Source organism: Roseovarius sp. YIN77, assembly GCF_057219155.1.
In genome coordinates this window covers 1-11168 of record NZ_JBXVVI010000035.1, presented here as the reverse complement: position 1 = coordinate 11168, position 11168 = coordinate 1, and the positions used below count along the sequence as shown (strand labels likewise).

The following is an 11168-nucleotide window of genomic DNA, read 5'->3' as shown; positions in this document are numbered from 1 at the left end:
GTGCACATCAATCTCGCGCAATATCTTCAGCGCATCCTCATCCGAATACCGTTTTCGAGCCATCCCTCGTTCCTTCTGTAACACTCAAGTAGTGGCACAGTTTTAGGGGGCTAAGACAATGCTGCAGCAGGCGCAGTTGCGCGTTGCTGGGAAGTTGACGTCGATGACGCCGTCGAGTTGGATATAGAAACGGTGTTGGCAATTGAAAGTGTAAAACAACACTACGGCCATGCAGCTCCTGTTTTTGTCAAACATTTGATTGAACTGGAATTGTCATCAAATCCTGAAAAACTACGCGAACGCATCCGCACTGCAGAGAAGCAGTTCACAGAAATGTCTGACTCACCTCAGGTTCGCCGCGTTGTAAGCGCTGCAGCAATGTTGCTTGCTGCGGGCGAGCTTGCCCAAGAAGCTGGATTGATTGCTGATGGTTTCAACTTAGCTGGAATAGTTAAGCGCGTTCTGGAGCGATCTAAAGCGCGCATGGCGCGAAATTTGGACCCGCTTGAATTGGCTCTGGGCAACTTGCGCGAAGGCGTATTGATGCGAATGGGCGTGGATATTGTCGATCTTGATTATGAGCGAGATAATCAGAACCGCGAGGTTGTTGCGTTATTTGGTTACCTAGATGAGACAGGTTGCTACACGTCAGTTGATAAAGGTCGTACGCAGTCAGATCGAATTTACTTCCTACCTGCCGATCAAATGGGCAAACTGGGAGGAGGTAATGTAACCGCAACTGTGATGGCAAAAAAGCTGAAGAAAGATGGATATTTGTTGGCAGCTCCGGGCAACAACAACTTATGGTCCAGCGTTCCCGGTATAGGTCAAATTAAGCACTATCGTGTGAAGGGAGAGTTTTTTCATGATGGAGATTTGAATGGATAATTTGTTGTTCCTTGCTTCCGAACTTAAGGTCGAAACAGCTTCACCCCCCTCAGCCAAATGCGATCAAACACATTGCATTTCTCTCATATCGGGAAGGCAATTGGCTAAAGCCCTATTGTTTGAAGGTTCAACTTCAGCATTTCGCAAGTTCTGTAGAACCGCCGGAATTGAACCAATTCCCGGAAGAAGAGATTGTTATGATCCTGCCGCTGTTAGACATCGACTAAATGTAATTCAGGGTCTTGGTATACCAGCTAACGCCGGAGCAGAGGGAGCACTGGAACGAAGCAAGGCCAGAAGAAGTGTCTAGATATTGCAAGCTACCAGAAGGTGTTCATCGAACTCGTGCTAAGCTTGCTGATGGAACAACGAAATATTACTTTTCGTTGCGAGGTTGCAAAGGCACCGGATTCTGGTCAGGTCAGGAGCGGTTTCCAAGGTCAGCAGAGTTCATGACTGCATTCGTTCAAGCCATGGAGGACTGCAAACCAAGGGTCATCATACAATCCAATTCCGATGTAGCGGCGGAATATTATGCCAGCGCGGCATTTCTTAAAAGGAAGCCGCGTACCCAAGCTGATTACCGACGTTGGCTAGAGCGCTTTTCAGAAGAGTTCGGTCCCGATGATATCTCAATGTGGGAGGCCGCTGCCTCTAAGCGGGAGTTCAACAAATGGCGACAGAAGTGGATTCATAGCGCTAAACAATATGATTACTGCGGTGCAGTCGTCACCCTTTTTCTAAACTGGGCTGACACCGAAGGGTACATAGAGACAAATGCGATTCAGGGGCTCGAAAAGCTCTATGACGTGGATCGTTCGGAGATTGTCTGGTCACCTAGTGAAATCGCTAAGGTCACTGCGATTTGCCCTGATTGGGTTCGCCGCATTCTGATTGCAGCAACAGAAACTGGTCTTCGCCCCGGCGATTTAATCCGGTTGAGCCGCAATCAAATCGAGAAAACCCCCGCAGGGCGTCGTATTCGCATCCGCACAAACAAGCGCGGTGTACCTGCCTACATTCCGGTCACTCAAGCTATGGCCAACATTATCGATGAAACGCCAGAAGATCGTCTATTGATCCTAACAAACGCTTCTGGCGGTGCGCTTACCGAACACAGAGCCTCAGAGGGTCTCAGACAATGGCGTGACAAGGCTGGTTTGCTGCCAGACGTGATCGGATACGATTTGCGCCTCAATGACGCGAGAGGGACCGCTGCAACGCGTCTCCTGCGCGCTGGGCTGTCTTTGGCCCAGATTGCGGCTTGCATGGGCTGGTCGATCCGTACCGCCGCCTTGATGATTGAGCGCTACGCAAAGGTTTCACCGGAAGAAACTGACGAGGTTTTGACCGCGTTAGCGGCGGCACAGTGAACGCAAAAAGAACATCAATTGTAAAATGGCATGTAAAATGGACCGCCCGCGTAGCGGGATGATATATCTAAGTCATTGATTTTAAATGGAGGCGAGTACCGGAATCGAACCGGTGTACACGGATTTGCAATCCGCTGCGTCACCACTCCGCCAACTCGCCGAAGGGTGGGGTGTCTATAGCATGCAATTCCACGGGTGCAAGAGCGTCTTTCGCTTTGATGTCGTGTTGCTGTATCTGCGCTGATGTGGCAAGAGAGAGAATATAACTCTGCAATGAATGAGTGCCCGCATGACAGATTTTGCTTCCCGCCGCCAAATGATGGTTGATACCCAGATCCGCCCATCAGATGTGACGAAGTTTCCGATTATCGATGCGATGCTATCGGTTGAGCGTGAAGCTTATCTTCCTGATCACAGACGGGAAGCGGCCTATGTTGGTGAAAATGTGGAATTGACTGGTGGCCGTGTGGTGCTGGAGCCCAGAACATTTGCCAAGATGCTTGATGCCCTGAATATTCAGGCGGATGAAATGGTGCTCGATATCGGCTGCGGGCTTGGTTATTCGACCGCTGTGATCGAGCGTTTGGCCGATGCAGTTGTTGCGGTAGAGGAAAATGCCGACATGGCCGCAGAGGCCCAATCGTTGTTATCCTCGCATGGGGCCGACAGTGCGGCCGTGATCGAAAACCCTTTATCCGAAGGTGCAGCAAAACACGGTCCCTATGATGTCATTATCATCGAAGGCGGCGTGGAAACTGTGCCGACCGAATTGACGGATCAGTTGAAAAACGGTGGCCGGATTGCGGCCTTGTTCATGTCCGGGGCGCTGGGGACCGTGCGGATCGGGCATATGCAAAATGGAAACGTCTCATGGCGGGACGCTTTCAATGCTGCGGCGCCAGTACTGAACGGATTTGCCAAGGAAGCCGTTTTTTCTTTATAATTCGATATTTTATAGGTTTTACGGGGGCTAGAATGCGTGGTTATCGAAAGTTTCAAGGGCTCTTGGTCAGTGTATCAGCGCTGTTTTTGTCACTAGGAACAGTGTCCGCCGAAACGCTCGCGGATGCTTTGATCAGGTCCTACCAGAATAGTGGGCTGCTGGAACAAAACCGCGCCCTTTTGCGGGCGGCTGACGAGGATGTTGCGACAGCCATCGCCGCGATCCGACCGAGCATTCAGTATTTTGTCTCTTCCACGCAATCGTTTCAGGACACAACGACGGGTCAGCGCCTGAACACCAGCGCGGGCTTGACGGCAGATCTGACCTTGTTTGATTTCGGCCGCAATCGCCTTGCCATCGATGCGGCAAAGGAAACCGTTCTCGCCACCAGAGAGGCGCTCGTCAGTGTGGAACAGCAAGTTTTGCTGAGGGCGGTCGTTGGCTATATGTCAGTGCGCCGCGAGGCGGAATTCGTTCAGTTGCGCCAAAACAATGTGCGGCTGATTTCCGAAGAGCTGCAAGCCGCGCAGGATCGGTTTGAGGTGGGTGAAGTTACTCGAACCGATGTCGCACAGGCAGAATCACGCTTGGCCGCAGCCCGGGCTGGTTTGTCTGCGGCTGAAGGTGACTTTGCACAAGCACGCGAAGAATACCGCGCGGCGATTGGCAGCTACCCGGGGCAGTTGGCAGCGCCTTCCCGACAACCCCAGACAGCGTCATCCTTGCAAGAGGCACAAGCAAATGCGCGCCTCAATCACCCCGATATTAAAGGTGCGCAGCGTGAAGTGACGATTTCGGAGCTTAATCAGGCCCGCGCCAGTGCCAATCTTAGGCCTTCTGTATCTTTGACGGGCCGCAGTTCAATCACCGATCAGGGCGACACAACCAATTCGCTGGGTGTGGAATTGGGCGGTGTGATCTATCAGGGTGGCCAGCTGCGCGCCTTGGAGCGTCGCGCAGCCGCGCAGAAAGAAGCGGCGCGCGCCGGTTTGTTATTGGTGAATCAACAGGTTGCCTTGAACGCAGGTAACGCCTGGAGCGATCTTTTGGTAGCCCGGGCGCAGATTGAGGCGACGGATCGGCAGATTCGCGCCGCCCAGATTGCCTATCGCGGCACCAGAGAAGAAGCCTCACTAGGGGCGCGGACCACGCTGGATGTTCTGGATGCGGAACAAGAGCTTCTGGATGCCCGGGCAAGCCGCGCCTCGGCAGAGGCTGACGCCCAGATCGCCACCTATAATTTGTTGGCTTCTATGGGTTTTCTGACGGTTCGGCACCTGAATCTTGATGTTGCGACCTATGATCCCGCCGATTACTACAATGCCGTCCACAATGCCCCGATCGGCAGCGTTAGTGAGCAGGGTAAGCGGCTGGATTCGCTGATGAAACGTCTTGGCTATCAGTAACGATCTTGCATAATTTGTTTCCCAATTGCCGCGTAGATGTTGTGCGCGCATCCGTGTCGCGGTACACTTTTGGCGGGGCGAAGGCAGGACGAGCATGACTGAAATGGTTTCAAACAACGACATAGAAGATGTCCTGAGTTCCATTCGGCGACTGGTGTCGATCACGCCGGGCGGTTCTGGCAATCTGGCGTTAAGCGAGAATGTATCCGGCGCCAACTCCACTGTCGAAGGCAGATTTGTACTGACCGAGGCCTACCGTGTCCCGGATGAGGATGTTCCGGGTGAAGGTACAATCTCGGATGGCGCACCGCTAGAAATTGCGGGTGAGTCTGATCCTGCGGTAGCTGAGTCCGCAACGCATACTCCTGAACCCACCGGCCCCAAAGAACTTGGTAAATCCAATGCACTGCCCACCCGGCGCGTTCTGCGTTTGCTGCCTAACAATGATGATCTGGATGAAGCGTCACCTGAACAGGCCGGGTCGGAAAAACATGACATAGAAGACCCGGATTGGAATTCCGCTGCTTTGTTCTTTTCGTCACGGAGTGTCGATGACGATTCGGCGGACAAGCCGCTTGAAGAAAACGAAACACTCGCCGCAAACATGGATTCCGGGTTCGATGATGCGGTCACCGTCTCATCTCCGGCAGAGCAACCGGTTGACCTGCAATCGGTTCGCGCGTTGGAAGAAACGATTGCAGAGCTGGAACAAGCCGTTGGTGCACAGTCTGGCGATTGGGAGCCTGATGGATCTGACGTCACCGGAGAGATCCCTGACAGGATTGTTCATTTTGCGCCCCCTCGCGCAGACAACGACCCTGAAGTCGCCCCAGATCCCGAAGCACTGTCCCATCCGGTTCTGACCCTCGGGCCCGAAGACGCGGTTGAGGCAGATGTATTGATTGAGGATACTGCCGAAGACGATGTTTTGCCATCAGAGCCGGAAACAGGCCTGATTGACGAAGATACGCTGCATGATCTGGTAACGGAAATCGTCCGGCAGGAATTGCAGGGCGCATTGGGCGAACGTATCACCCGCAATGTTCGCAAACTGGTGCGCCGGGAAATCCAGATCGCGCTTGCCGCAGAGAAACTGGACTAGTCCAAGAATTCGCCACGCGTGTCAGACCTGCTTGGCCAGCCCCAACAGCCGGTCGATATCCATGTGGGTTTCCAGATGGCTGGCCAGATCGTCAAGGGTCTGATCAACGCGGCTATCGTAGCCTAGATCTGATGTCCGTGCCCCAAGTTCCGACAAAAAACTGCGCCGGAACTTGTCAGAACTGAACAGGCCGTGCAGATAACAGCCCCGAATGCGGCCATCTGAACTGGTGGCACCTTCGGGCCCACGGGCCGTGCCCAGCCAGCCGCGATCGCGATCCCGGCCGGTTGTTACGCCAATATGAATTTCATAACCCTGAACCTCATCTCCGGTGGTCAGATAGGTGGCGGTGGTTTGCGCCAATCTTTTTTCGGGCTTCATCACGGTAGAGATATCCAGCAACCCAAGCCCCTCATATCTGCCCGGTGCACCCTCGATCCCGTCCTCGTCAATGATCTCGCGGCCCAGCATTTGATAGCCACCGCAGATGCCCAGCACATGACCGCCGCGCCGAATATGGCCCAAAAGGTCGATATCCCACCCCTCTGCCCGGAACGCCGCCAGATCGGAAATCGTTGCCTTGCTGCCGGGGATCAGCACCAGATCGGCATCGCCGGGCAGGGGGGTGCCGGGTTCCACAATCGTGACCCGAACATCGACTTCCTGCGACAGGGGATCCAGATCATCGAAATTGGCAATTCGGGGCAGTTTCGGCACCGCGACATGAAACCCGCCGCTGTGGCTGGAGGCGATGTCCAGCACATCCTCGGCGGGCAATCTATGCGCATGGGCAAACCAGGGCAAAACGCCGAGCGACGGCCAGCCCGTGCGGGTTTCAATTTCCCTAAGGCCATCATCAAACAGCGACGGGTCACCGCGAAACTTGTTCACGATAAAGGCCTTGATCCGATCCGCATCCGCCGGGTCCAGTACCGCACGTGTTCCCACCAGTTGCGCAATGACGCCGCCCCGGTCGATGTCACCGGTCAGGACCACCGGGATATCTGCGGCCTCGGCAAAGCCCATATTGGCGATATCGCCTTTGCGCAGGTTGATCTCTGCCGGGCTTCCTGCGCCCTCGATTAAAACCAGATCGCAAGATGCCGCCAGCCGGTGAAAGCTTTCCAGAACCGGGGCCATCAACTGCCCCTTCATCTTGCCGAAATCGCGGGCCTTCAACGTGTCAAAACGTTTGCCCTGCACAATGATTTGGGCACCCCGTTCGGATTCAGGCTTCAACAGCACCGGGTTCATATCCGTATGAGGCGCCACCCCGGCGGCGAGGGCCTGCAACGCCTGTGCCCGACCAATTTCGCCACCATCCACGGTGACGGCAGCATTGTTGGACATGTTTTGCGGTTTGAACGGGCGCACCGACAGCCCACGCAGGCGACAGGCGCGCGCCAGCCCGGCCACAATCATGGATTTACCAACATTTGATCCAGCACCCTGAATCATGATTGCCTTGGCCATTTTGCGCCCTCCGATCTAGGCTGTACCTATCGGTTTCACATAAGCTGCGAAAGAAGACTTTGAATACTCCGGCACATCTTATCCTGGGGGCGACGGTTTTTGGAAAACCAGGCCAGGCGAAAGTAACCCTCGCTGCTGTCATCGGCTCTTTGTTGCCGGATCTATCGCTGTATCTGATGGCGGGGTGGGCGCTGTTCGTTTCACAAATCCCCGCCCGGGTGGTGTTCGATCAGCTGTATTTTTCTGACGCCTGGCAGCAGGTCTTTGCCGTCGATAACAGTTTTATCCTGTGGGGGGTGATGTTGGCCCTGGCCCTGCGTCGCAGATCGGCTTGGGCAATTGCGCTGACCGGTGCGGCGCTCTTGCATCTGGCGTTGGATTTTCCGCTGCATCACGATGATGCACGTCGCCATTTCTGGCCGGTCAGCAATTGGGTTTTTCATAGCCCGCTAAGTTATTGGGACCATCGCCATTTTGGCAACCTGGTTGGGCCGGCTGAAATCCTGCTGTCTGTGGGGTGCTGCGGCTGGCTGTGGGTGCGGCATCAGGCAAACTGGGCGCGCTGGATCATCGGACTGGCGGCTTTGGGTCAAATCATGCCTGGGCTGATCTGGGCGTGGGTTTTTACCACCACATGAAAAAATAAAACGCCCCGGCGGGGCGTTTTGAATTCTGTCTTGATCTTTATGATCAGGCAGCTTCGGCGGCCTGGCGGCGTTCGCTTTCTTCGCGCGACAGCGCGACAGAAGTCCGCACACCATTGCCAACAAATTCCATCAGGCCTTTGACCACGCGCTCGTTGGGGTCGATCCCCGCGCATGTCAAAACCTCGCGTCCGTCACGCGAACGTGCCCAACGGGCGATCTGCTCTGGCCCGTTGCCGTATTTTTTGTCATCTGCAATAGCATCATCCAGCGCGGCCAAGACCACGGCGGCGAACAGTTTCTTGGCGCGGTTGCCCTGTTCGTGGTTGAATGCTGTACCGTCAACGAAATCAAACATCTCGTCGTCCTTTTATTCTTGCTCTTGTCTTTTCTGGCGTGCCGGTCAATATGACGATTTTCAGCCGATTCGGTATACTATTTCTGGAATGCCTGCCATGCGCGCAGCGCATAGCTATGGGCGTATTTCGTCGTATTGCATGGGTCCGACCACCCATATATAGGTTACCGCCAAGAGTCATCAAGTTTTTGTCAAGGATTTGCTGCAATGCCGAAAATCAACGGTAATGAAATTCGCCCCGGCAACGTGCTGGAACACAATGATGGCCTGTGGGCCGCGGTCAAGGTCGATCATGTCAAACCCGGCAAAGGCGGGGCTTTTGCGCAGGTCGAAATGAAAAACCTGCGCAATGGGTCCAAACTGAACGAACGGTTCCGCTCTGCCGATAAGGTCGAACGCGTGCGTTTGGAACAAAAGGACCAGCAGTTTCTGTATGAGGATGACGGTATGTTGATCTTCATGGACACGGAAACCTATGAACAAATACAGCTGCCCGCAGATCTGTTGGGTGAACGTCGCCCGTTCTTACAGGACGGCATGACCATCGTGGTCGAGTTTTATGAGGAAGAGGCGCTAAACGCTTCCCTGCCGCAAAAAGTCACCTGCAAGATCGTTGAAACCGAACCGGTGGTCAAAGGCCAAACCGCCGCCAACAGCTTCAAGCCGGCGCTGCTGGACAATGGCGTGCGCGTCATGGTGCCCCCTTTCGTGGGCCAGGACGAGGATATCGTCGTCAATACCGAGACGATGGAATATTCCGAACGCGCCTGAGTTTATCGGATACCGGGGATGAATGTGCCACCTTCGGGTGGCGCATTCCGTTTCAATTTTCTGCCTCTGGCTGAGGCACCTCCACACCCCAAACCGCGCCCTTATCGGCCCAGCCTTTGTAACCGCCAGCCGACATTTCGCACCAGTTGCCCTGACAGTCCCCCAGCCGGGCGATGACGCCCAGTTCCAGGCGCGCATTCACGTCGGAACCGGCCTCTGGGCGTTTGTGCAGGGCCATCATGTCCTCTTCGACAATCACGGTACGCACACCGGACAGCAGCGAATAATGGACCCATCCACCAGCCCCGTCACGATCCTGAACTCGGCGCCAATGCCCATGTTCTGCGGTGATTTGTACCGGCATGTTCCGATGCTTGAATACCCAGTCGATGCGATGGGTCAGGCCCGGCCCCCGGCGCACATTGGCCTCTGACGCCTTCATCGACACAAACCGGGGCAACGGCAGATTGGTTACGCTGCCCCTGACGGGCTCAGCCGCAAGGCTTGGTCCGCACATCAGGACCAGCGCAAAGATCAAAGCTCGGCGAAACATGTCTGACTGCCCTGACAATGGTTCAAATATCATCCTCTGACGGCGAAGGTTCTTGTGCCGCGCGCGTCGTTGCGCCAACCTTGCCACGAGCGAGAGGGGAAGAAAAGCAGTGGAGAGCCCACAATGCAATCGAAACGTCTAAGTGTTGTCGTCACGCGACGCCTGCCGGAACGCGTCGAAACCCGGATGAGTGAGCTGTTCGATGTTCGGCTTCGAACCGATGATCAGCCCATGGCGCGCGCAGACCTTATTCAGGCCATGCAGGAGGCAGACGTTCTGGTGCCCTCGCTATCCGACCGGATCGATGCCGCGGCGCTGGCCTCTGCCGGGGATCGGTTGAAGCTGATCGCCAATTACGGGGCGGGCGTGGATCATATTGACATTCACACCGCCGGGCAGCGGGGGATTCTGGTATCGAACACACCCGGCGTGGCAACAGATGATACCGCGGATATGGCGCTTGGGCTGATTTTGGCCGTTGCACGCCGGATGCCAGAGGGTATGGCGCAGACACAATCCGGCGACTGGGATGGCTGGTCGCCCACGGCGCTGCTGGGTGGGCGCCTGACCGGGCGCCGGCTGGGGATTCTGGGCATGGGGCGGATCGGACAGGCCGTCGCCAAACGGGCATCGGCCTTTGGGATGCAAATCCACTATCACAACCGCAAGCGCCTGCACCCAGATATCGAGGCCAGCCATGACGCCACATATTGGGAAAGTCTGGATCAGATGCTGGCCCGGGTCGATATCCTGTCGGTCAACTGCCCACATACGCCATCAACCTTTCACCTGATCAATGCGCGGCGCCTGAAATTGATGAAACCAACGGCAGTGATCGTGAACACATCCCGCGGCGAGGTGATCGACGAAAACGCCCTGACCCGCATGTTGCGAAGCGGGGAAATCGCGGGCGCCGGGCTCGACGTGTTTGAGCGCGGGAACCAGATCAATCCCCGCCTGATCGCGCAACCCAATGTCGTCCTCTTGCCGCATATGAGCTCTGCCACATATGAGGGCCGGGTCGAGATGGGCGAAAAGGTCATCATAAACATCAAGACCTTCGCTGACGGTCACCGCCCGCCTGATCAGGTCGTCCCCGGAATGCTATGAACGGGGAGAGCGTAAATTTGGGCTGATAGGCAATCCAAGGATTTATTAAAACACTGTCAAAATTGAAAAGTTTTCCCAAAATTCTTGCCTCCGCCAACCACCATATTGGTTAATGGCGTGGGATTTAAGGGGGACGCGATTATGAATAGATTGAATGTGGCGCTGTGTGCGCTGATGGCGGTTGGGGCACTGACCGGTGCGGCGCTGGCGGATGATTTTATTATTGATGTACCTGTGGTCACCACCAATGGCGGCAACACGCTGGATGGGGATGAAACGATCACGGTGACGGGTTCCGGATCTGTGACAACGAGTGAAAATTTTGCCTACGGCCTTCGTGTCACTGGTGGCGCCAACAACACCCTGACCAACAGCGGCACGGTGACAACGAGTGGAATTTCTGCCCGCGGCCTTTATGCCAATGGCGATGGCAACACCGTGACCAACAGCGGGACAGTCATTTCACAGCAATCATACTCAGTACGTATGGTTGGCGCTGACGCGATGCTGAACCTCAATCAGGGGTCGGTTCTGGTGGGTGACGTTA

Annotated in this window: 12 protein-coding genes and 1 tRNA gene; 9 read left to right on the top strand and 4 right to left on the bottom strand. The window is 55.3% G+C overall.

Going from position 1 to position 11168, the window contains the following annotated elements; translation table 11 throughout:
• The first annotated feature begins 177 nt into the window (after positions 1 to 177).
• Together AC2D8P_RS16165 and AC2D8P_RS16160 are read left to right on the top strand one after the other, a co-directional pair.
• The gene (locus AC2D8P_RS16165; RefSeq protein WP_484703853.1) at positions 178 to 888 is read left to right on the top strand and encodes a hypothetical protein; all 711 of its coding nucleotides are present in this window, start codon (positions 178 to 180) and stop codon (positions 886 to 888) included.
• Between the two features lie 452 nt (positions 889 to 1340).
• Positions 1341 to 2261 carry a tyrosine-type recombinase/integrase gene (locus AC2D8P_RS16160; protein ID WP_484703851.1) on the top strand — a complete coding sequence of 307 codons (921 nt, stop codon included), beginning with the start codon at positions 1341 to 1343 and terminating at the stop codon, positions 2259 to 2261.
• An 86-nt stretch (positions 2262 to 2347) separates the two neighbouring features.
• On the opposite strand, the gene AC2D8P_RS16155 is transcribed toward AC2D8P_RS16160, so the two are convergent.
• Positions 2348 to 2421, bottom strand: a tRNA-Cys gene (locus tag AC2D8P_RS16155).
• A 129-nt stretch (positions 2422 to 2550) separates the two neighbouring features.
• On the opposite strand from AC2D8P_RS16155, the gene AC2D8P_RS16150 reads away from it, so the two are divergent.
• The 3 genes from AC2D8P_RS16150 (at position 2551) to AC2D8P_RS16140 (ending at position 5712) form a co-directional block, all read left to right on the top strand.
• Positions 2551 to 3204, top strand: coding sequence for a protein-L-isoaspartate O-methyltransferase family protein (locus tag AC2D8P_RS16150; RefSeq protein ID WP_484703849.1), 654 nt, complete (start codon positions 2551 to 2553; stop codon positions 3202 to 3204).
• A 32-nt stretch (positions 3205 to 3236) separates the two neighbouring features.
• Positions 3237 to 4610: a TolC family outer membrane protein gene (locus AC2D8P_RS16145; protein WP_484703847.1), complete on the top strand. Its 1374-nt coding sequence runs from the start codon at positions 3237 to 3239 to the stop codon at positions 4608 to 4610.
• Positions 4611 to 4704: 94 nt separating this feature from the next.
• Positions 4705 to 5712: a hypothetical protein gene (locus AC2D8P_RS16140; RefSeq protein WP_484703845.1), complete on the top strand. Its 1008-nt coding sequence runs from the start codon at positions 4705 to 4707 to the stop codon at positions 5710 to 5712.
• Between the two features lie 21 nt (positions 5713 to 5733).
• On the opposite strand, the gene AC2D8P_RS16135 is transcribed toward AC2D8P_RS16140, so the two are convergent.
• Positions 5734 to 7185: a cobyric acid synthase gene (locus AC2D8P_RS16135; protein WP_484703844.1), complete on the bottom strand. Its 1452-nt coding sequence runs from the start codon at positions 7183 to 7185 to the stop codon at positions 5734 to 5736.
• A 59-nt stretch (positions 7186 to 7244) separates the two neighbouring features.
• On the opposite strand from AC2D8P_RS16135, the gene AC2D8P_RS16130 reads away from it, so the two are divergent.
• Positions 7245 to 7823 (top strand): cobalamin biosynthesis protein CobQ, encoded by a 579-nt coding sequence (locus AC2D8P_RS16130; RefSeq protein ID WP_484703843.1) that lies wholly within the window; start codon positions 7245 to 7247, stop codon positions 7821 to 7823.
• A 52-nt stretch (positions 7824 to 7875) separates the two neighbouring features.
• On the opposite strand, the gene AC2D8P_RS16125 is transcribed toward AC2D8P_RS16130, so the two are convergent.
• Positions 7876 to 8187 carry a DUF6280 family protein gene (locus AC2D8P_RS16125; protein WP_484703841.1) on the bottom strand — a complete coding sequence of 104 codons (312 nt, stop codon included), beginning with the start codon at positions 8185 to 8187 and terminating at the stop codon, positions 7876 to 7878.
• Positions 8188 to 8394: 207 nt separating this feature from the next.
• Here AC2D8P_RS16125 and efp point away from each other — a divergent pair, with 207 nt between their 5' ends.
• The gene (gene efp, locus AC2D8P_RS16120) at positions 8395 to 8958 is read left to right on the top strand and encodes an elongation factor P (RefSeq protein ID WP_484703839.1); all 564 of its coding nucleotides are present in this window, start codon (positions 8395 to 8397) and stop codon (positions 8956 to 8958) included.
• A 52-nt stretch (positions 8959 to 9010) separates the two neighbouring features.
• Here efp and AC2D8P_RS16115 read toward each other — a convergent pair whose 3' ends face one another.
• Entirely contained in the window at positions 9011 to 9511 is a 501-nt protein-coding gene (locus tag AC2D8P_RS16115; RefSeq protein WP_484703838.1) for an SH3 domain-containing protein, read from the bottom strand.
• A gap of 123 nt (positions 9512 to 9634) precedes the next feature.
• Here AC2D8P_RS16115 and AC2D8P_RS16110 point away from each other — a divergent pair, with 123 nt between their 5' ends.
• Positions 9635 to 10621, top strand: coding sequence for a 2-hydroxyacid dehydrogenase (locus AC2D8P_RS16110; RefSeq protein WP_484703836.1), 987 nt, complete (start codon positions 9635 to 9637; stop codon positions 10619 to 10621).
• A 141-nt stretch (positions 10622 to 10762) separates the two neighbouring features.
• A partial coding sequence (locus AC2D8P_RS16105) for a hypothetical protein (protein ID WP_484703834.1) occupies positions 10763 to 11168 on the top strand: 406 nt, incomplete at its 3' end.